Annotated in this window: 17 protein-coding genes; 5 read left to right on the forward strand and 12 right to left on the reverse strand. The window is 74.8% G+C overall.

Annotated elements, in window-relative coordinates:
* Positions 1–3: 3 nt before the first annotated feature.
* The gene (locus tag CLV28_RS04750) at positions 4–570 is read left to right on the forward strand and encodes an RNA polymerase sigma factor (RefSeq protein WP_100422058.1); all 567 of its coding nucleotides are present in this window, start codon (positions 4–6) and stop codon (positions 568–570) included.
* Entirely contained in the window at positions 554–1,414 is an 861-nt protein-coding gene (locus CLV28_RS04755) for an anti-sigma factor (protein ID WP_239073321.1), read from the forward strand. Before CLV28_RS04750 ends, CLV28_RS04755 begins: the two co-directional genes overlap by 17 nt.
* A 252-nt stretch (positions 1,415–1,666) precedes the next feature.
* On the opposite strand, the gene CLV28_RS04760 is transcribed toward CLV28_RS04755, so the two are convergent.
* From CLV28_RS04760 to CLV28_RS04775, 4 genes are all read right to left on the reverse strand, one after another.
* Entirely contained in the window at positions 1,667–3,850 is a 2,184-nt protein-coding gene (locus CLV28_RS04760) for a S9 family peptidase (RefSeq protein ID WP_100422059.1), read from the reverse strand.
* Between the two features lie 38 nt (positions 3,851–3,888).
* The gene (locus CLV28_RS04765; protein ID WP_100422060.1) at positions 3,889–5,952 is read right to left on the reverse strand and encodes a carbohydrate-binding domain-containing protein; all 2,064 of its coding nucleotides are present in this window, start codon (positions 5,950–5,952) and stop codon (positions 3,889–3,891) included.
* Positions 5,953–6,090: 138 nt separating this feature from the next.
* The gene (locus tag CLV28_RS04770) at positions 6,091–6,909 is read right to left on the reverse strand and encodes a polyphosphate polymerase domain-containing protein (protein WP_100422061.1); all 819 of its coding nucleotides are present in this window, start codon (positions 6,907–6,909) and stop codon (positions 6,091–6,093) included.
* Complete coding sequence (locus tag CLV28_RS04775) at positions 6,909–7,550, reverse strand: DUF4956 domain-containing protein (RefSeq protein WP_239073320.1); 642 nt, start codon at positions 7,548–7,550, stop codon at positions 6,909–6,911. The genes CLV28_RS04770 and CLV28_RS04775 overlap by 1 nt, the downstream gene beginning before the upstream one ends.
* Before the next feature lie 154 nt (positions 7,551–7,704).
* Here CLV28_RS04775 and CLV28_RS04780 point away from each other — a divergent pair, with 154 nt between their 5' ends.
* Positions 7,705–8,193, forward strand: a complete 489-nt coding sequence (locus tag CLV28_RS04780; RefSeq protein ID WP_100422062.1) for a hypothetical protein — start codon at positions 7,705–7,707, stop codon at positions 8,191–8,193.
* 78 nt (positions 8,194–8,271) lie between these two features.
* On the opposite strand, the gene CLV28_RS04785 is transcribed toward CLV28_RS04780, so the two are convergent.
* From CLV28_RS04785 to soxR, 3 genes are all read right to left on the reverse strand, one after another.
* The gene (locus CLV28_RS04785; RefSeq protein ID WP_157802495.1) at positions 8,272–9,210 is read right to left on the reverse strand and encodes a type IV toxin-antitoxin system AbiEi family antitoxin domain-containing protein; all 939 of its coding nucleotides are present in this window, start codon (positions 9,208–9,210) and stop codon (positions 8,272–8,274) included.
* A 196-nt stretch (positions 9,211–9,406) separates the two neighbouring features.
* A complete protein-coding gene (locus CLV28_RS04790) occupies positions 9,407–11,503 on the reverse strand; it encodes a bifunctional copper resistance protein CopD/cytochrome c oxidase assembly protein (protein ID WP_100422064.1) in 2,097 nt (698 codons plus the stop codon).
* A gap of 33 nt (positions 11,504–11,536) precedes the next feature.
* Positions 11,537–12,061: a redox-sensitive transcriptional activator SoxR gene (gene soxR / locus CLV28_RS04795; protein WP_239073319.1), complete on the reverse strand. Its 525-nt coding sequence runs from the start codon at positions 12,059–12,061 to the stop codon at positions 11,537–11,539.
* A gap of 101 nt (positions 12,062–12,162) precedes the next feature.
* Here soxR and CLV28_RS04800 point away from each other — a divergent pair, with 101 nt between their 5' ends.
* Positions 12,163–13,647, forward strand: coding sequence for an MFS transporter (locus CLV28_RS04800; protein ID WP_100422066.1), 1,485 nt, complete (start codon positions 12,163–12,165; stop codon positions 13,645–13,647).
* Here the strand turns inward: CLV28_RS04800 and CLV28_RS04805 are convergent.
* Complete coding sequence (locus tag CLV28_RS04805) at positions 13,605–14,420, reverse strand: sirohydrochlorin chelatase (protein ID WP_100422418.1); 816 nt, start codon at positions 14,418–14,420, stop codon at positions 13,605–13,607. The genes CLV28_RS04800 and CLV28_RS04805 overlap by 43 nt on opposite strands.
* Positions 14,421–14,562: 142 nt before the next feature.
* Between CLV28_RS04805 and CLV28_RS04810 the strand changes: the two genes are divergently transcribed.
* Positions 14,563–14,874, forward strand: coding sequence for a hypothetical protein (locus CLV28_RS04810; RefSeq protein WP_203968246.1), 312 nt, complete (start codon positions 14,563–14,565; stop codon positions 14,872–14,874).
* Positions 14,875–14,937: 63 nt separating this feature from the next.
* Here the strand turns inward: CLV28_RS04810 and CLV28_RS04815 are convergent, their stop codons facing one another.
* The 4 genes from CLV28_RS04815 to hisC all read right to left on the reverse strand — a co-directional run bounded on the left by CLV28_RS04815 (position 14,938) and on the right by hisC (position 20,256).
* Complete coding sequence (locus tag CLV28_RS04815; protein WP_100422067.1) at positions 14,938–16,461, reverse strand: dihydrolipoamide acetyltransferase family protein; 1,524 nt, start codon at positions 16,459–16,461, stop codon at positions 14,938–14,940.
* 84 nt (positions 16,462–16,545) lie between these two features.
* Positions 16,546–17,649: an alpha-ketoacid dehydrogenase subunit beta gene (locus CLV28_RS04820; protein ID WP_100422068.1), complete on the reverse strand. Its 1,104-nt coding sequence runs from the start codon at positions 17,647–17,649 to the stop codon at positions 16,546–16,548.
* A complete protein-coding gene (pdhA, locus tag CLV28_RS04825; protein ID WP_203968245.1) occupies positions 17,646–18,803 on the reverse strand; it encodes a pyruvate dehydrogenase (acetyl-transferring) E1 component subunit alpha in 1,158 nt (385 codons plus the stop codon). The genes CLV28_RS04820 and pdhA overlap by 4 nt, the downstream gene beginning before the upstream one ends.
* Positions 18,804–19,152: 349 nt before the next feature.
* Positions 19,153–20,256, reverse strand: a complete 1,104-nt coding sequence (gene hisC / locus CLV28_RS04830) for a histidinol-phosphate transaminase (protein WP_100422069.1) — start codon at positions 20,254–20,256, stop codon at positions 19,153–19,155.
* Positions 20,257–20,312 lie beyond the last annotated feature (56 nt).

Raw genomic sequence — 20,312 nt, forward strand, 5'->3', positions numbered from 1 at the left:
CCCGTGAGCCCGGACGTCACGCCCGAGGACGCTCGCGTCGCCGAGGCCTTCGCCCGTGGCGACGAGGTCGGGCTCGCGCAGGCGTACCAGCGGTGGTCCGCGCTCGTGCACACCGTGGCCCTGCGCTCGCTCGGCGACCGGGACGACGCGCAGGACGTCACGCAGCAGGTGTTCGTCGCCGCGTGGCGCGGACGCGCCGGGTACGACCCCGACCGCGCACGCCTCTCGACCTGGCTGCTCGGTATCGCCCGGCACAAGATCGCCGACGCGCACGCCGCACGGGCCAGGACGCGCAAGCAGGAGCACGCCGCCGAGGCGGTCGCCCCGAACCCCGTCGGGGAGTCCGACCCGCTCGGCGCGCGCGTCGCGGACCGCGTGCTCGTGGCCGACGAGCTCGACCGGCTCGGCGACCCCGGCCGCACGATCCTCAAGCTCGCGTTCTTCGGGGACATGACGCACACGCAGATCGCCGAGGAGCTCTCGCTGCCCCTCGGTACCGTCAAGAGTCACGTCAGACGAAGCCTCACGAGGCTCCGCGCACGGTTGGAGGTGGATGGTGCAGCACGGTGACCAGCACGTGGACCCCGAGGTCCTCGCGCTCCTCGCGCTCGGCGAGCCCGCGGACGACGTCGCGGACGCCGGTCAGCGCGCCCACCTCGCCGCGTGCGAGGCCTGCCGCACCGAGGTCGCGGCACTCGCGGACGTCGCGGCCACGGGCCGCAGCGTGACCGACGACGACGCGCTCGTCGACCCGCCCGCGGGCGTGTGGGCCTCGATCCACGCCGAGCTCGGCCTGTCGGACGCCGTGCGCGACCTCCCGGCGCCGGCCACCACCGGCACGACGGACTCCGGCACGACGGACTCCGGCACGACGGGCTCCGACACGACTGCCCCGGTCGTGCCGCTCGCCGACCGTCGCCGCCGCTACTCGGGCACATGGCTCGCCGCGGCGGCCGGCGTCGCGCTGGTCGCTGGCGTCGCTGGCGGCGTGCTCTGGGGAGGCCGCGACGCCGCACCGGTCGCGGACCCCTCGCCCAGCGCGACGTCCACCGGCTCGCCGAGCGCCCCGCCCGAGCTCACGGTCGCGACCGCGACGCTCGACCCGCTGCCGGACTGGCCCGACGCGACGGGCGACGCGCGCGTCGAGGAGGCGCCCGACGGCGCCCGCTCCGTCGTGGTGCAGATGCAGGCGCCGCCCACCGACGGCGGCTACCGCGAGGTGTGGCTCATCGCGGACGACCTCAGCGGTCTCGTGAGCCTCGGCGTGCTCTCGGGCACCGAAGGGACCTTCCCCGTGCCCGACGGCCTCGACCTGAGCACGTATTCGCTCGTCGACGTCTCCGAGGAGCACTTCGACGGTGACCCGGCGCACTCGGGCGACTCGATCGTGCGCGGAGGCCTCACGGGCGCCTGAGCCCGCCGCTCTGCGTCTGCCGCCCGGCCCGCCGCGTCCGCCCGCCGACTCTCGATCCCGGTCACGGCCCGGGGGGCCACGCGAGATAGAACTGAACGGCCGAGATAGAACTCTGGGAGTTCTATCTCGGCCGCTCAGTTCTATCTCGGCGTCACACCCCGCCGGCGACACACCCGGCCGGCGACACAGCGGCCCGGCGCCACACCCGGGCCGCGTCACACCCGGGCCGCGTCACACCCGGCCGGCGGCGGGTCAGCCGAGCGTCGTCGGGAGCTCCGGGGCGCCGTCCTCGCCCGGGGCGGTGCCCAGCACGTGCTCGGCGAGGAACGCGAGCACCACCTGGTACCAGACGATCGCGTGCTGCGGCGCGAGGATCCAGTGGTTCTCGTCCGGGAAGTACAGGAACCGGTGCACGGTCGACCCGTCGTCCGCGGCGGGCAGGCCCGAGTCGGCGAGCAGCTCGCGCCACAGGCGCAGGCCCTCGCCGATCGGCACGCGGTAGTCCTTGTCGCCGTGGATCACGAGCATGGGCGTGCGGATGTCGCCGACCGCGCGGTGCGGCGAGTGCGCGGCCGCCATCTCGGGCGTCATCTCCTTCTCCCAGTAGAACGCCGCGTCGGTGGTCGGTCCGAACTGGTCGAGCGCCCACAGGCTCGCGTGCGTCACGATCGCCCGGAACCGGTCGGTGTGGCCCGCGATCCAGTTCGCCATGTACCCGCCGAACGAGCCGCCCATCATCGCGGTGCGCGTCGCGTCGACGTCGTCGCGCGCCTCAGCCGCGTCGGTCGCCGCCATGACGTCGGTGAACGGGTGGTCGCCCCACGCGCCCCACCCGCGCTGCAGGAACTCCTGCCCGTACCCCGTCGACAGCGCCGGGTCCGGGAGCAGGACGGCGTAGCCGGCCTTGACGAGGATCCACGGGTTCCAGCGCCACGACCACGTGTTCCACGAGCCGACCGGCCCGCCGTGCACCCACAGCACGAGCGGCGCGGGGCTCTCGGCCGACGCGCCCGCGGGGAGCGCGAGCCACGAGCGCACGCGCGCTCCGTCGGTGCCGTGGGCCTCGACCTCGGTGAGCGTCCCGGGCAGCTCGGGTGCGCCCGCGGGCGAGCGCAGCGCGACCGCCGCGACGGGCTCGCCGGTCGCCCGGAACGCCGCCAGGTCGAGGCGCACGGGGTGCGGCGCCGCGAGGTAGCTCGACCTCATCGCGTACGCCCCGGACCCGTCGCGCGCGACCACGACGTCGGTGAACACCGCCGCGTCAGAGGTCACGCGCACGACCTCGCCACCGTCCGCGGGCACGTGGAAGACCGCACCGCTGCCCTCGTCGTCCGCGGTCACGAGCAGGCCGCTCGAGTCCGGCAGCCAGGTCTCCCCGGTCGGACGACGGTCCCAGCCCTGCGCGACCGGCGTGGCCTCTCCCCCGGCCAGGGGGACGAGGCCGAGGGTCGCGACCGGCGCGAGCTCGGGCGTCGAGATCGTCTCGCGCACGAACGACACGAGCGTGCCGTCGGGCGAGACCTGCGGGGCACCGACGTCGGCCGCCGGGTCGTCGACGAGCGTGCGGCGCTCGCCGGTGGCGGTGTCGATCGCGACGAGCGTCGTGCGCACCGAGGCACGCGGCCCTGCGACCGCCCACGTCGTCACGAGCGTGCGGCCGTCGGGCGAGAGCGCGACCTGCGCACCCTCGAGCGCCGCGCCCGGTGCGGGCGTGAGGTCGCGCAGCGCGAGGCGCGCGTCCGGGTCGGCCGCGGTCGCGGCGTCCGACACCTGGTCGCCCGCGAGCGCCGCGAGGTCGGCGACGAGGTGGTGCGTGCGGTCGGGGCCGAGGTCGTGGTCCCAGTAGCGCACGGGGTAGCCGGTGTGCAGGATCGCGGCGACCTTGCGCTCCTTGCGCGCGTCCCGGAGCTCGGCGTCGTGGTCGAGGTCGCGGGCGGAGGGCAGCAGCGACGACGTCAGGGCCAGCGTCGCGGCGTCGCGCGCCGGGACCGGAGAGCCGACGCCGCCCGGTGCCGTCGCGACCACGCGCGCCTCGCCGCCCGTGGCCGGCAGCAGCCACAGGGCGGACGGCGCGTCGTCGTCGCCCTCGCCCGACGGGTCGGGGCGGGCCGACGTGAACAGCAGGTCGCCGGCCGCCGTGAACGCCGCGGACGACTCGCCCTTGGTCGAGCGCGTGAGCCTGCGCGCGGGGGCGGCGCCCGTCGGGTCGACCTCCCACAGGGCGGTCACGTAGCGCGTGCGCTTCGCGTCGAGCGTCGCGACCGACGTCACCAGGCGCGTGCCGTCGGGCGAGAGCGCGAGGCCGCTCGTGCGGGGCAGCGCGACGTAGGCGTCGAGGTCGGCCCACGGATCGGTGCTGGGCGCGTCGCTGGTGCGGGGGTCGGTGGTCGCGTGGTCGCCGCCGAGGGTGGTCGCGGCGTTCGTGTCAGGGGTCACTCCACCGTCCTATCACGCGCCGCCGACGACCTCCCGCCTCAGACGGTGCCGCTGTCCGAGCCGTCCGTCCCGCCGGTCGTGCCGGTCGTGCCGTCGCTCGTCCCGTCCGTCGTGCCGGACGTCGCGCCGGTGCCCTGGTCCGAGCTCTGGCCGGTGCCCTGGTCCGTGTCACCGGGCATGCCACCGCCGGGCATCCCGCCGCCCATGCCCATGCCGCCGCTCGTGTACTCACCGGCCGTCGCGGTGGCTGCCTCGGTGCCGTCGACCGTGACCGTGTACACGGCGCCGTCCTCGACGTCGGGCGACGACCACACGACCGACGAGAACGCCTTGGTCGCGGTGAACGAGGCCACGACGTCGCCGTCCGCGTCGACCACCTGCACGTCGGCACCGGCGTCGTACGTCGCGTCGAGCGTCGCCATGACGGAGGCCTGCGGCGAGTCGACGTCCGGCGCGACCGCCATTCCCGAGCTGCCCACCGCGAGGACCGTGCCGCCCGAGACCGTGAACGTGCCGTTCACGTCGAGCGCGCCGTTGCCGTCGTTCGTCGGGCCGTGCACGACGACCGTGCCGCCCGAGACGTCCATCGACCCGTTCGAGTCGAGGCCGTCGCCCCCCGCGTCGACCGTGACCGAGCCGCCCGAGATCGTGACGCTCACGTCCTCGGCGGTGTCCATGCCACCGCCCGTGCCGCCGCCGGCGCCACCCATCTCGCCGCCCCCGGGCATCGCGGGGCGATCGCCCTCGGCCATCCCCTCAGGCATCTGCGGCATCCCGCCGTCCTGCGCGGTGTCACCGTCCTGCGCCGTGTCACCGTCCTGCGTCGTGCCCCCGGCGGCCGCGCCCGGCATCATCCCCTCCGCCTCGCCGGAGCCGGTCGACGCGTTGACGCCGTCGTCGCTCGCGGTCACGTCGACCGTGCCGTCGGCGATCGTGATGTGCGTGCCCTCGAGGCCCTCGTACGACTCGCTGACCGTGACCGACCCGCCGCCGATCCACAGGCCGCCGTCCGAGTGCACGCCGTCGTCGCCCGAGGCGAGGTCGAGCGTGCCGTCGTCGACAGCGACCACGTTGCCCGAGTGCACGGCGTCGTCCGCGGCGTCGACCGTCACCTCTCCCCCGCCGACCACGGCCACGACGCCGGCCTTGAGGCCCTTGGCGGACGCGTCGTCCGCGAGCTCGGCGCCCGCGCCCCCGCCCGAGGTCACGTCGAGCGTGCCGCCCGAGACCACGACGTCGGTCTCGGCCTGCACCCCGTCGGCGCCCGCGTCGACCGTGGTCGTGCCGCCCGTGACCTGCACGTACCCGAGCGTCTCGTCCGAGTCGTCGTCGGCCTTGAGCCCGTCGCCGCTGGCCGTCACGTCGAGCGTGCCGCCCGAGACCACGAGGTAGTCCTTGCCGCGGATCCCGTCGTCGACCGCGTCGACCGTGATGTTCCCGGACTCGATCACGAGCCCGTCCTTGCTCGTGATGCCGTCGTTCGCGTTGCCCTGGACGGTCAGCGCGCCCGAGCCCGTGATCGCGAGGTCCGCGGCCGAGAACAGGGCCGCGTTCGGGGCGTTCTCCGACGTCGTGTCGTCGTACTCGGTCGCGTCGCCGAGGCGGTTCTCGGAGCCGTCCGCGAGGACGACGACCGCGTCGTCGGCGTCGTCGACCACCATGGCCGCGCCCGTGGACGAGCTGATGTCGACGCCGTCGAGGACGACGCGCACGGTGCCCTCGGCCGAGGACGACACCACGACCTGCCCGTCGTCGAGCGAGCCCGAGAGCCGGTACGTGCCCGGCGCGGTGATCGTGACGGTCGACCCGTCGACCGTCACGGCGTCGTCGTCCGACGACGAGACGCTCGCCGTGTCGCCGTCGAGCGAGATCGCGACCTCGTCGGCGTCGTCGGACGACGCGTCGACCTCGTGCGCGGCCGTGTTGTCCGCCATGACGTCGTCGGTCGTGACCTCCTGGTCGAGCTCGGCGACCTGCGCGGTCTCGGTGCTCGCGCTGCCGGTCGCGTCGGTGTCGGTCGAGTCGTCGGTGGTGGTGCAGCCCGCGATCAGCAGGGCCGCGACCGCGGACGAGGTCAGGATGAGAGGAAGCTTGCGTCGCACGATGTCTCCTTGGGTCGGACGTGCATGTCGTTCGTGAAGTCGTTGGTTCGTGAAGGTCAGTCGTTCGTCACGGCCGTTGGTTCGTGATCCTTCGGTCGCGTTCGGTCGGCCGGACGTCGGACGCCGGGCCGCGTCCCGTCAGGCGGCGTGCGCCGCCGGGGCGATGCCGGGCAGGAGGTGGCGGTCGATCACGCGCCGCCAGGGCGCCGCGGGGAGCTCGGGGTGCAGCACCGCGAGTCCCGAGCCGAACTTCGAGATCCGCACGGGTCGGTGCCCCGCCGCCCACAGCGCGCGGTCGAACGCGGACGGCGTCGACCCCGTCTTGGTCTCGACCACGGCCATGCCCGTGGTGCCGACCGCGGGGACGTCGTCCGCGGCCCGGTCGACGAAGGTCAGGCCCGTGTCGATCGTGACGCGGCTCGACGTCGCGGGCAGGAGCACCGTGCTGCGGTGGTAGCGCGTCTCGAGGACGGGCACCAGGCCCGCGACGTCGACGCCGGGGACGCCCGCGCCGGCGAGCGTCGCCGCGACGAAGGCGCGACCGTCGTCGGGCAGCGCGTCGGGCGCCGCGGCGTGCGGCGCACGCTGCTTGACGGTCGTGCCACGCGGCCCGCGGGTCTTGACCTCGAGCCAGCACTCGGCCGTGTCGACGTACGTGCGGGTCCGCACCTTGAACCGCCGACGGCGCCGGTGCGCCGAGCGGTGGTAGCTGTCGCGGTCCACGGTGTCGAAGTACACCGACGCGTACCCGAACGAGCGCTCACCGCCGATGTCGAGAGCCCGCGGGGCGTCGTCCGCGTCCGACCGCGCGAGCTGCCCGAGCAGCACGTCGAGCGCGGCCACCGGGACCACGTACTTGCGGTCCACGCGGGTCAGCAGCGCGGCCTGCGTGACGAGCTCGTCGATCGTGATCGGCGCGAAGCCCGCGAGCGGGACGTGCGTGCCGGGCGCGCGCATCAGCGCACCCCCGCGAAGGCCGACGTCGCACCGGACCCGGCCTGCGCCGTCGTCCCCACGGGCAGCTCGTACCGGACCTCGACGACCGTCGTGTCGTTCACGAGGTCGACCTTCTGCACCGTGAGCGCGCGCACCCGGGCCCCCAGGAGCGCCTCCAGGTGCGCCACGAGCCGCGACTCGTCCGTGATCGCCGTGTCGAGCACGACCGTCTGGGAGCGGTAGCGGCCCAGCAGACGCGGGTGGTCGCCCACGAACATCGTCACGACGATGACCGCGATGAACGTCGGCGCCATCCACGCAGGCAGGCCGCCGAGGCCACCGAGGCCGCCCAGCAGGCCGATCGCGAGCGCCGAGAAGTAGTACGCGACCTCGTGCTGCGCGATCTCGGACGAGCGCAGCCGGATGATCGACAGCACGCCGAACAGCCCGAGGCCGAGGCCCGCACCGATCGCGCTCTGCGCGAGCACCCCCGAGACCGCGAGCACGCCGACGTTCAGGCCCAGGTACGCGGCCGCGAGGTCGCGGCGGCGGTGCCGGGGGAAGTAGATGCCGAACGTGAGCACGGCGATCGCGACGAGGTCGACGCCGAACAGGGCGAGCTGGCCCATGAGGTCCTCCAGGGTCTCGGTGACTGCATCCATCAAGCGCCCCGAACCTGTGCGTGGGCTTTGACGCGGTTGGGTGCGACGTTCGAGTTCCGCCTCGGGTGGGTGCGTGCGCCGGGCGGGCCGGTGCCTGACGGCGCCGGGCGGGCCGGGCGGGCCGGGCGCGCCCGGCCGGGGGAATACTGGGGGCATGCGCTCCCGTCGCCACACCTCGTCCCTGACCGTCCGCGCCACCGCCGTCGTCGCGCCCGCCGTGCTCGTGCTCGCGCTCGCCGCGTGCAGCGCGGACGAGGGTGTGACCCTCGAGTCGGAGTTCCTGCAGGCGATCGACGTCGCCGGGGGCAGCACGGGCGAGGTCGACCTCGTGAGCACCATGCACACCGACTGGCAGCGCATCGTCATCGCGTGCCCGGGGCAGGATCCGGACGCCGTGCTGGCCGCGGGCGGCTCGGACGCCGGCCCCGCCACCGGCGACGTCCCCGACCTCGACGACGACTCGCTCGGCCACCTGGTGCTCGTCGACAGCGGAAAGGTCGCCGACGTCGTCGACGTCCCGCGCGACGAGGCCGACCTGTGCGCCGACGCCCCCACGGACCCCGTCGTGGTGACGCCCGGATCGGCCACGATGACGGTCACCGAGGCCTCGGACGGCGGGTGGCTGGTCGCCCCGGCCTCCTGACGCCCACCGCCGAACGCAACGTTCCGCACCACGCAGCCGCGCGATCTGGTGCGAAAGGTTGCGCTCGGCAGTGGGTGGCTAGGTGCGGAACGTGCGCAGGGCCGCGCGGATCGCTCGAGGCATCGCCTCCGGGAGGTCGCGGCTCGTGAATCGCAGGAGCTCGACGCGCCCGGTGGCGAGCATCGCGTTCTGCCGCTGCCGGTCGGCGAACACCGCCTCCGGCGTGCTGTGCACGTCGCGACCGTCGATCTCGGCGATCAACCAGCGCCCGCCGGGGAGCCGCCACCCCATGTCCCCGCGCGCGACGAAGCGCCCGCGCTCGTCCCGGACGACGAGCTGGAGCGTGTCGGGCCGGGTGCCGCCGTCGATGCACGCGAGCCTGGCGAACGACTCGAGCGGCGACTCCGACCGGGCGTCGGCCCACTCCCAGAGGTCGTGGCGCGCCTCGACGCCCCGCCGTCCGCGCGCGACGGCATGTGCGAGATCCACACCCCGCGGGTCGAGCACACGACGCCGAAGCACGTCGTCGAGCACCGCGAGCGCGTGCTGCCGCGGCAGCTCGGGCACCGCCTGGGCAAGTGCCCACCGAGGCTCCGCGACGCGTGCTCCCTGCACCGTGCACGTGCGCATCCCGTCGTCGAAGCGCCGCACCCGGACGTCGCCGCGGTCGCGACGGAACGCACCGCCGGGCACCGCGGCCTCCGGCGTGATGTGCACCGGGAGCCCTCGGACTCCCAGCAGGGCGAGCGCGCAGGGGCCGACCGCGACCGCCTCCGGCCCGACGGCCAGCAACGCGGACCACGCAACCCTGCGGCGTCCGGCGTCGACGTCACGCGGTGCGGACGGCACGGTGTCGTAGACGCCACGGCACACCCGGGCCCAGGTGCCGTTCGCGACAAGCCGGTCGAGGACCCGCCGGGAGATGCCGGAGGCGAGGACCTGGCCCGCGGAGACGAGTCCCTGCTGCGTGACGGCGCGCGCGTGCAGCGTGGAGGGGATCTCGGTCGCGGTCGGCATCGCACGAGAGCACCACGTCGGGCGCCGGCCACGACACCCGAAGCCCGAAGCCTGTGCACGACCTGCCACCGGCCGCCCCTGTGGACGACCATCCCCACCGCCGAACGCAACGTTGCGCACCACCGGAGGCCACTTCATCGTGCGCAACGTTGCGTTCGGCCGTGGGCGGCCGTGGGCGGCCGGGGCGGCCGGCGGGTCAGCGGTCGGGGTGCTCGACCCGGTCGTCGCGCTCCTTGAGCTGCGCGAGCATCTCGTTGTACTGGTCCATCTCGACGTCGCCGTCGCGATCGACGCGGCGGTCGCGACGGCGCGCCTCGCGCTCGTCGGACCGCGACCACGACAGCGCCACGACGAGCGCGAGCGCGAGCGTCGGGATCTCCCCGATGCTCCACGCGATGCCGCCGCCCTTCTGCTGGTCGGCGATCGCGCTCGGCCCCCAGGGGCGGCCCATGAGCCCGAACCAGTCGGCGACGAGCAGCTCGTTGCTCATCATGAGCGTCACGCCGAAGAACGCGTGGAACGCCATGGTCGCGAGCAGCAGGAGCAGCCGCTGCGGGTAGCCGAGGCGCGCCGGCCCGGGGTCGATCCCGATGAGCGCGTTGACGAACAGGTACCCGGCGAGCGTGAAGTGCGTGATCATCAGCACGTGGCCCACGTAGGTCGTGAGCGCGTACTCGAACGCGGGCGTGTAGTAGAAGACGATCATCGAGCCCGCGAAGTTCACGCCCGCCACGACGGGGTGCGCGACGAAGTGCCCGAACTTCGAGTTCACGAGGCCGAGCGTCCACTCGCGCGGGCCCTTCGAGCCGTCGCGGCGCGCGGCGTTGGCGCGCAGGAGCAGCGTGACCGGCGCGGAGAGCACGAGGAAGATCGGCACGATCATCGCGAGCGTCATGTGCTGGATCATGTGACCGCTGAACAGCACGTGCCCGTAGACGGCGGCACCGCCGTTGGTCGTCCACAGCAGCACGAGCATCCCGGCGCACCAGAACACCGCCCGCTGCCACGGCCACGCGTCGCCGCGACGGCGCAGACGCCGCACCCAGCGCAGGTAGACGACGATCCCCGCGACGCACACGAACGCCCACAGCAGGTCGATCTGGACGCCGAACGCCCACCCGGCCGCGGACGGCTCGGGCGGCAGCTCGTGACCGGTGACGACCTCGGCGGGCGTCGGGTCGACGAACGGGTCGTCGGGGATGGGCGGGGCGGTCGAGCCGAGCGCGACGGCGACGCCCGAGACCGCGCCCATGACGAGCAGCTCGACCGACACGAGCCGCCAGAACAGCCGCGTGGTGACCTTCTCGACGCCCGAGCGCTCGGCCTTGGCGAGCGACCCGAGGCCGCGCATGCGCCGGATCACGGACTCGCGGTGCACGAACCCGAACGTGCCGAGCACGACGAGCAGCACGGCCTTGACGATCAGCAGCTCGCCGTAGCGCGTGCCGAGGTCGGCGAGGTTCTCGACGCGGATGAGCGCGTTGGCGACGCCTGAGACGCCGACGGCGACGTAGCACCACAGCGCGATGCCGGAGTACCGGGAGACCGCGTCGGTGAACTGCTTGCGCCCGATCGCCCCGCGCACGCGGCTCACCGCGAGGCCGCCGAGGCCGCCGATCCACAGCGCGGCGCCCGCGAGGTGCAGGAACATCGACGAGATCGCGATCTCGTGGTTGGCCGCGCCCGAGGCGTGCCCCGTGCTCGCCTGGACGCCGATCGCGACGAGCGCGAGCAGCCCGGTCACGAGCGCCCCGTTGGGCGTGCGGATGGCGAGCGCGACGGCCGAGGTGGTCGCGGCGACCACGATGATCGCGAGGTACGTCTGCCCGAGCGCGATCTGGGTGACGAACTGGCCGAGCTGGTCGCCGAACGACGACGCGGTCACGGGCGTGCCGGAGATCGACGAGTACCGCAGCACGAGCTGGACGACGGTCAGCACGGCCCAGGTCGCGGCGGCGACGCCCGCGGTCGCGAGGGCGCGCGCGAGCGGGCGGCCGGGCGCGAGCACGAACGCGCCGAGCGCGAGCGAGCCGATCGTCACGGACGCCGCGAGCTCGGTCAGCACGGTCGAGATCGGCAGGCCGATGCGCGCGAAGGTGCCGGGGTCGACGAAGGTCGCCTCGAGCGCCCCGGAGAACGCGCCCGCCGCGAGCACCGCGAGCACGGCCACGAGGACGGCGCCCGGCCCTGCCGCGACGAGCCACCAGGGCGTGCCGGGGGCGACGAGCGGGTCGCGCGTGCGCGCCCCGGAGGTCGTGGACGTCGCGCTGGGACGCGAGGCGGTGGAGGTCACGGGTCCAGGGTAGGGGTCGGGCAGGTGTGCGCCCTACCCCTCGTCGGGACCGGATCCGTGAGGTTCTGCACCGTCCGTCGCTCCCGGCAACCGCCTGGCGCCCGCGCCCTCGTCGCCGAGCGCGTCGCCGGGGTTGACCAGCGTGCACCGCCGCAGGGACAGGCAGCCGCAGCCGATGCAGCCCGCGAGGTCGTCCCGCAGCGCCTCGAGCGCGGTGATGCGCGCGTCGAGGTCGGCCCGCCAGGCGCGCGTGAGGCGCTGCCAGTCCTTGGCGCGGGGGTCGCGGTCGGTCGGGAGCGTCTCGAGCGCGGCCCGGATGCGCGCGAGCGGGATGCCGACGCGCTGCGACGCCCGCACGAACGCGACCCGTCGCAGCGTGCTGCGCGCGTAGCGCCGCTGGTTGCCCGGCGTGCGCCGGGACACGATCAGCCCCTGCCGCTCGTAGAAGTGCAGCGCCGAGATCGCGACGCCGCTGCGCGCGGCGAGCTCGGCGGGCGTGAGCTCGGTGCGCCCAGGATCGACGTGCGCCGCCCTCGTCGCCCTGTCGTCGCTGGTCAACGGCTTCCCCCGGCCTCGCGGACTCCCCTTGACCTCAACCATAGTCGAGGTTCAAGACTGATGAAGCCCCGCGCCCGCGGGTCCACGACGTCAGGAGACCCATGACCTCCCACGCCCGCGACACCGACACCGGCACCGCGCCCGGCACCGCGCCCGACACCGGCGCGCACGCCGACGCAGCCCCGCAGACCCCGGGCGCTCCCCCACCGACCACCGCCCCGCGCGGCACCCTCCTCGGACTCGTCGCCCTCGTCGTCCTCGCCGCGTTCGAGACGCTCGGCGTCGCGACCGCGATGCCCGCCGTTGCCGACGACCTCGACGGGCTCTCCCTCTACGGGCTCGCGTTCGCGGGCACGATCGCGGCGAGCGTCGTCGGCCTCGTCCTGGCGGGGCCGTGGTGCGACCGCGTCGGCCCGCGCGCGCCGATGCTGGCCGGGCTCGGCGGCTTCGCCGCGGGTCTCGTCGTCGCCGGGCTCGCCCCGACCATGACGACGTTCCTCGCGGGCCGCACCCTCCAGGGGCTCGGCGGCGGCGTCTTCTGGGTCGCGGTCTACGTGCTCGTCGGCCGCACGTGGGCGCCCGCGGAGCGCCCGCGCGTCTTCGCGCTCTTCTCGGCCGCGTGGATCGTGCCGTCGCTCGTCGGCCCGGCGCTCGCGGGCCTCGTGGTCGAGCACGTGGGCTGGCGCTGGATCTACCTCGGGGTCGCGGTCGCGATGGTCCCGCTCGTCGCGCTGGTCCTGCCCGCGCTGCGGACGTCGGACGCCGCCCCCGCGGCCCCGGCCGACGCGGCCTCGACCCGCGCTGCGGTGGGCCGCGTCGGGTGGTCGGTCGCCGCTGCGGGCGGTGTCGCGCTGCTGCACCTCGCGGGGTCGTGGACCGGGACGACGCGCGTCGCGGGACTGCTCGTGGGCGCGCTGCTCGTGGCCGTCGCGACTCCGAGGCTCCTGCCGCGCGGCACGTTCCGGGCGGCGCGCGGCCTGCCGGCCGTCGTCACGGTCCAGGCGCTCGTCAGCGCGGCGTTCGTCGGCGCCGAGGCCCTGATCCCGCTGCTGCTGACGACCGAGCGCGGCTACTCGGCGCCGTTCGCGGGGCTCGTGCTGACGGCGGGGGCGCTCGGCTGGTCGGCGGGGTCGTGGGCGCGCCAGCGCTGGACCGCGCGATGGAGCGCGCCGACGTTCCTGCAGGCGGGCGGGGCGGTGCTCGCGCTCGGCGTGGCCGGCAGCGCCCTGCTCGTGAGCTCCGACGTCCCCGTCGCCGCGGGCGTGACGGCCTGGGTGCTCGCGGGCGTCGGCATGGGCGTGGTGAGCCCGACGCTCTCGGTGCTCGCGCTCGACCTCGCTCCTGCGGGCGGGCAGGGCGACGCGTCGTCGGCGCTGCAGGTCGGGGGCGCGCTCGCGCAGGCGACGGCCCTCGCCCTGACCGGCTCGCTCGTGTGGGCGCTGCGCGACGTCGTCCCGGCCGGGTATCTCGCGGCGTTCGTGGTCGTGCTGGTCCTGGGTGCCGCGGGGGCGGCGCTCGGCGGCAGGGTCGCACCCGGCGCGGCTCAGCGCGCGAGCGCGGGCAGGGCCTCGACGCCGGCGTCGTAGCGGTCGAGCACGACCGCGGTCAGGCGCGGGTCGGGCGCGAGGGCGTCGCTGACGACGTCGGCCCCGGCCTCGCGCAGCCGGTCGAGGAAGAACCCGGGGGCGAGCAGGTACGACGCGACGACGACCCGTGCGGCCCCGGCCTCGCGCGCCGCGGCGACGGCCTCGCGCACGCTCGGGCGTGCCATCGACCCGTAGCCCACGACCACGGGCTGCGGGATCGCGGCGGCGAGCGCGTCGCGCACGGCCTCGACGTCGCGCGAGGCGCGCTCGTCGCTCGACCCGGCCGCGGCGAGGACCACGGTGTCGGACGCCGCGAGGCCCGCCGCGTCGAGACGGTCGCGCAGGATCTCGACGAGCCTCGCGTCGGGCCCCAGCGCGGCGGTGCGGACGGCGGCCCCGGCGTCGGCCCCGCGCGAGGCCACCGCCTCGGTGACGTCGACGTGGACGTGGAACCCGGCCGAGAGCAGGAGGGGCACGACGACCGCGTCGGCCACCGTCGCGCCGTCCGCGGCGTCCGCGGCGTCGTCCGCGGCGCCGTCCACAGCACCGTTCACGACGCCGGCCCCGGCGTCGTCCGAGGCCGGACCGCCCAGCACGACCTCGCTCACGACGTCGCCGACCTCGGGCTGCTGCACGTCCACGAACGCCTCGCGCACGTCGAGCGCGGGCCGGGCCGCGCGCACGTCGTCGAGCAGCGCGCGGATCGCGGCCTGACCGGCGGGGTCGGCGGTCCCGTGGGAGCAGCCGACGAGGACGGGGGTCTGCGTGCGCACGGCGACTCCAGGGGTCTCGGGGAGCCCCACGGTAGCGCGACCACGGCGCCGTTTTCACCCCGGACGTCGGGCACGTTCACCCTGTCCAGGGCCGGAATCCCAGGGCTACGATGCGATCACCTGCACACGACGGGAGCGCGCTGTGGGCACCAACGACACCGGTTCGGGCGGTGCTGACGGCACGTCGGGTGCTGACGGCACGGGCGCCGGACCGCCGACGCGCTGCCGCGCATGCGGCTGGGACCTGGGCGAACCACCCTGGACCGCACAAGGCCCGACCCGGACGATCTGCGACTGCTGCGGCGCCGAGTCCGGCGTCGACGACGTCCCGGTCGAGCGCGCCCGCGACTACCGGCGCCGGTGGATCGAGCGCGGTGCCGAGTGGTTCGACCCCGAGGTGCGCCCGGCCGACTGGGACCTCTACGACCAGCTCACGCGCCTCGGCCCGGCCTGACCCGAGCCGGGCCAAGCCAAGCCAAGCCAAGCCAAGCCGACAAGACTCAGGACCAGACGAGACTCAGGACCAGACGAGCGCCTGCGCCGGGTCCTCGAGCACGCGCGCGACGTCCGCGAGCACGCGCGACCCGAGCTCACCGTCCACGAGCCGGTGGTCGACGCTCAGCGCGAGCTGCGTGACCCAGCGCTTCTTGATCTTGCCCTTGTGCACCCAGGGCTGCTCGCGGATCGCGCCGAACGCGAGGATCGCGGCCTCGCCGGGGTTGAGGATCGGGGTGCCCGTGTCGATCCCGAACACGCCCACGTTGGTGATGGTGATCGTGCCGTCGCTCATGTCACGCGGCGTGGTGCGCCCCGCACGGGCGGTCGCGGTGAGGTCGGCGAGGCCCTGCGCGAGCCCCTTGAGGTCGAGCGCGTGCGCGTCCTTGACGTTCGGCACCACGAGCCCGCGCGGCGTCGCGGCCGCGATCCCGAGGTTCACGTAGTGCTTGTAGACGATCTCCTGCGCCGCCTCGTCCCAGCTCGCGTTGATCTCCGGGTGCCGGTTGACCGCGATGAGGAGAGCCTTCGCGGTGATGAGCAGGGGCGTGACGCGCACGTCGGCGAACTCGCGGTCCTCGCGCAGCCGGGCCACGAGCCGCATGGTGCGCGTGACGTCGACCGTCGCGAACACCGTGACGTGCGGGGCCGTGAACGCGCTCGCGACCATCGCCTCGGCCGTGCGCTTGCGCACCGACCGGACGGGCACGCGGGTCTGGCGGCCGTCCTCCGTGACGCCGCCGGCCTCGCGCCACGGCTCGGACTCGTCGTAGGTCGCGAGCTCGCGCGCCTCGGCGCGCGCCTGGTGCGCGAGAACGTCCTCGCGCGTGACGATCCCGCCCGGGCCGGTCGGGTCGATGCTCGCGAGGTCGACCCCGAGGTCCTTGGCGAGCTTGCGCACGGGCGGCTTGGCGAGCACGCGCCCCTGGTCCCCCGCGGTCGTCGCCGGTGACGCGGACGCCGCAGCCGGGGTCCCGTGGGCGGCCGACGACGTCGCGGGCGGGGTCGCGGCAGCAGGTGTGACGGCCGCGGCCGGAGCGGTCAAAGGCGCACCGGGAGCAGGCGCAGCGGTCGACGGCGCAGCGGCCCGGCGCGGACGGCGCCCGGTGCCGTGCTGCGCGGTGCCGTACCCGACGAGCACCGCGCCCGACCCTGCGTCCGCGCCCGACCCGGCGTCCGCGGCCGACCCGGCGTCCACGGCAGGTGCTGCACCGCCGCTCGAACCTGCGCCGCCGCTCGAACCTGCACCATCGGCCGAGCCTGCGCCGGCAGCGCCGCCCGCGCCGTCCGCGGGCCCGTCGCCCTCGGTCTCGATCGTGATGATCGGCACGCCGACCTCGACCGTGACGCCCTCCTCGACGAGCAGCGCGGTCACGGTCCCGGACCACGGCGACGGCAGGTCGACGAGCGACTTCGCGGTCTCGATCTCGACGATCGTCTGGTTGACGGTCACGACGTCGCCGGGCGCGACGAGCCACCGCACGATCTCGGCCTCGGTCAGGCCCTCACCGGCGTCGGGGAGTCGGAACTGCTGCTGCGTGGGCACGGGGTGCTCCTGTTCCTGGGTCGGGTCGGGTCGGGTCAGGACGGTCGGGACGGTCGGGACGGTCGGTTCGTGACGGCGACGCGCTCAGTACGTGAACGCGCGGTCGACGGCGTCGAGGATCCGGTCGACGCTCGGCAGGTAGTCGTGCTCGATCTTCGCGACCGGGTACGGCGTGTGGAACCCGCCGACGCGCAGCACGGGCGCCTCGAGCGAGTAGAAGCACTCCTCGGTCACGCGCGCGGCGACCTCGGCGCCCGAGCCGAGGAACGTGGGCGCCTCGTGCACCACGACGCAGCGTCCGGTGCGGCGCACGCTCGCGGTCACGGTCGCGGTGTCGAGCGGCGAGATCGAGCGCAGGTCGATCACCTCGACGCTGCGCCCCTCGGCCGCGGCGGTCTCGGCGGCCTTGAGCGACACGTGCACCGCGGGTCCGTAGGTCACGAGCGTGAGGTCCGTGCCGGGTCGGACGACGCGGGCCGTGCCGAGCGTCGAGCCCGCGGCTGAGGACGCGACCGCGGAGCCGTCGTCCGACACCGTGCTGCCCGACGCTGCGCCGTCCGACGCTGCGCCGCCGACCGGGGCGCCGAGGCTCAGGTCGACCTCGCCCTTGTCCCAGTACCGCGCCTTGGGCTCGAAGAACAGGACGGGGTCGGGCGAGGCGATGGCCTCGCGGATCATCGTGTAGGCGTCCTGCGGGGTCGAGGGCGAGACGACGCGCAGGCCGGCGGTGTGCGCGAACAGCGCCTCGGGGCTCTCGCTGTGGTGCTCGACCGCGCCGATGCCGCCGCCGAACGGCACGCGGATCACGACGGGCAGGTTCAGGCGCCCCTTCGACCGGTTGTGCAGCTTCGCGAGCTGCGTCGTGATCTGGTCGTACGCGGGGAAGATGAACCCGTCGAACTGGATCTCGCACACCGTGCGGTAGCCGCGCAGCGCGAGGCCGATCGCGGTGCCGACGATCCCGGACTCGGCGAGCGGGGAGTCGACCACACGGTCCTCGCCGAAGTCCTTCTGCAGGCCGTCGGTCACGCGGAACACGCCGCCGAGCGCGCCGATGTCCTCACCCATGAGCATGACCTTGGGGTCGTGCTCGAGCGAGCGCCGCAGGCCCTCGTTGATCGCCTTGCCGAGCGTCAGGGTCTTCACCGTGGCCTCCTCGCCGAACGTGCCCTCGTGCGCGGCGCTCATCGGGCACCGCCCTGCGCCGCGGCGTCCACGTCGAACGACGCCTCGTACTCAGCGTGCCACGCGCGCTCGGCGCTCACCGTGCCGTGCTCGCTCGCGTAGACGTGGTCGAACATGGACGACGCGGGCGGCGCCTCGATCGCGCGCACGTAGGTGCGCAGGTGCTCGCCGAGCCCGTCGGCCTCGGCCTCGACGTCGGCCGCCCACGCGTCGTCCCACGCACCCTCGGCGCGCAGCAGGGCCGCGAGCCGGTCGATGGGGTCGCGGCGCCGCCAGTGCTCCTCCTCGGAGCGCGAGCGGTAGCGGGTCGGGTCGTCGGACGTCGTGTGCGCGCCCATGCGGTACGTGTAGGCCTCGACGAAGGTCGGGCCGCCGCCGCTGCGGGCGCGCTCGAGCGCCTCGTCCATGACCGCGTAGCTCGCGAGCACGTCGTTGCCGTCGACGCGCACGCTCGGGATGCCGAACCCGCGGCCGCGGTGGAACAGCGGCACGCGCGACTGGCGGGTGGTGGGCTCGGAGATCGCCCACTGGTTGTTCTGGCAGAAGAACACGACGGGTGCGTTGGTCGTCGCGGCGAACACGAGCGCCTCGTTGACGTCGCCCTGCGAGGTCGCGCCGTCGCCGAAGTACGCGACCACGGCCGTGTCGCGCTCGGGGTCGCCCGTGCCGACGAGCCCGTCGCGCTGCAGGCCCATGCCGTAGCCGGTCGCGTGCAGCGTGTGGGAGCCGATCACGAGCGTGTAGAGGTGGAAGTTGTGCTTCTCGGTGTCCCAGCCGCCGTGGTCGACGCCGCGGAACTGCAGCAGGATCTCGGCGAGGTCGAGGCCGCGGGTGAACGCGACGCCGTGCTCGCGGTACGACGGGAACACGTAGTCCTGCGGGGCGAGCGCGCGGCCCGAGCCGACCTGCGCGGCCTCCTGGCCCAGGCACTGCGGGAAGAGCCCGAGCTCGCCCTGGCGCTGCAGCGACGTGGACTCGGTGTCGAACCGGCGCACGAGGACCATGTCGTGGTAGAGCTCGCGCAGCGCGGCGGCGTCGAGGTGCGCGACGCGCGCGGCGTAGGGGGCGACGGCCTCGTCGCTCACGCGGACGCCCTCGGGCGTGAGCAGCTGCACGAGGTCGGGGTCGACGTCGGCGGGTGCGTCCTGCTGGTTCACTCCGGGTCTCCTTCGTGCTCCTGCGCTGCGGTGCAGCGCGTGCAGCGGGCGTGGGCAACGGGTGCGGTCCACCTTCCTACGGTTCCGTAGGCTACGCCAGCGTAGGCTACGGAACCGTAGGTTGTGGATCCGTGAGCACCGCAATGCTCCGTCGCGTCCTTTGTGGGAATCCTCCAACGTCCGGCCGCGCGCCGCACGGGCGCAGACCGCCCGCACCAGGCCGTCGGACGCCGCCCGGCACAGGCCCGTCGGACGCCTCCCGGCACAGGGCCGTCGGACGCCGCCCGGTCGGGTCCGCCATTCTCCCTGCGAGCCGTCGGACGCCGCCCGGTCGGGTCCGCGCCGAGCCTCAGCGTGCGGTGCGCCAGCCCGCCGCCACACGCAGGAACAGGTCGGTCGCCTCGCGCTCGCCGACGCTCACGCGCACGCCCTCGCCCGCGAAGGGGCGCACGAGCACGCCGGCCTCGGTCGACTCGGCCGCGCGCGCCGCCGTCCGCTCCCCCAGGTCGAACCACACGAAGTTGCCCTGCGCGTCCGGCAGGTCCCACCCCTGGTCGCGCAGGCCCTCGACGAGCCGGGTGCGCTCGGCCACGAGCGCCTCGACCCGCTCGAGCAGCTCGTCGACTGCTCCCAACGAGGCGATCGCGGCACGCTGCGCGACGTGGTTCACGCCGAACGGCGTCGAGGCCGAGCGCAACGCCGACGCGAGGCGGGGCCGCGCGACCGCGAACCCGACGCGCAGGCCCGCGAGCCCGTACGCCTTCGAGAACGTGCGCAGCAGCACCACGTTGCGGTGCGCCGCGAACGTCGCGGGGCCGTCGGCGACGTCGGGGTCGCGCACGAACTCGACGTACGCCTCGTCGAGCACCACGAGCACGTCGCCCGGCACCTGCGCGAGGAACGCGTCGAGCTCGCCCTGGTGCACCACCGGACCCGTCGGGTTGTTGGGGCTGCACACGAGCACGACGCGCGTGCGCTCCGTGATCGCGGCCGCCATCGCGGGCAGGTCGAGCCGCCCGTCGGCCGTGACGGGCACCTGGACCGAGACGCCGCCCGCGACCGCGACCGTGATCGGGTACGCCTCGAACGAGCGCCACGGCATCACGACCTCGTCGCCCGGCTCGACGACCGTGTCGAGCACGTGCTGGAGCACCGCGACCGACCCGTTGCCGACCACGACGTTCTCGGGACCGACCGGCACGCCGCCCGTCACCGTCAGGTGCTGGGCGATCCGCTCGACGAGCTCGGTCGCGAACATGTCGGGGTAGCGGTTGACGTCGGCCGCGGCGTCCGCGATCGCGGCGAGCACCGACGGCAGCGGGGGGTACGGGTTCTCGTTCGACGAGAGCTTGTACGCCGACGCCCCGACCGGGATGCGGGCGCCCGGCACGTAGGCGGGCAGGGCCTGGATCGAGTCGCGGACGGGGACACGGGGGGCGCGGGGGGCGGTCACGCCACCAGGATGCCACTCCCGCGCGCCGCGGTCGGAACCTCGCCGGATCACGAGGG

The organism is Sediminihabitans luteus, from assembly GCF_002797595.1.
GTDB classification, from domain to species: Bacteria; Actinomycetota; Actinomycetes; order Actinomycetales; family Cellulomonadaceae; genus Paraoerskovia; species Paraoerskovia lutea.

Bases quoted from the DNA above. Each gene is read 5' to 3' on its own strand.
- CLV28_RS04775 (WP_239073320.1), bottom strand. From the start codon at position 7,550: ATGGATGCAGTCACCGAGACCCTGGAGGACCTCATGGGCCAGCTCGCC.
- CLV28_RS04800 (WP_100422066.1), top strand. From the start codon at position 12,163: ATGACCTCCCACGCCCGCGACACCGACACCGGCACCGCGCCCGGCACC.
- CLV28_RS04770 (WP_100422061.1), bottom strand. From the start codon at position 6,909: ATGCGCGCGCCCGGCACGCACGTCCCGCTCGCGGGCTTCGCGCCGATC.
- CLV28_RS04780 (WP_100422062.1), top strand. From the start codon at position 7,705: ATGCGCTCCCGTCGCCACACCTCGTCCCTGACCGTCCGCGCCACCGCC.
- CLV28_RS04755 (WP_239073321.1), top strand. From the start codon at position 554: ATGGTGCAGCACGGTGACCAGCACGTGGACCCCGAGGTCCTCGCGCTC.
- CLV28_RS04785 (WP_157802495.1), bottom strand. From the start codon at position 9,210: ATGCCGACCGCGACCGAGATCCCCTCCACGCTGCACGCGCGCGCCGTC.
- CLV28_RS04820 (WP_100422068.1), bottom strand. From the start codon at position 17,649: ATGAGCGCCGCGCACGAGGGCACGTTCGGCGAGGAGGCCACGGTGAAG.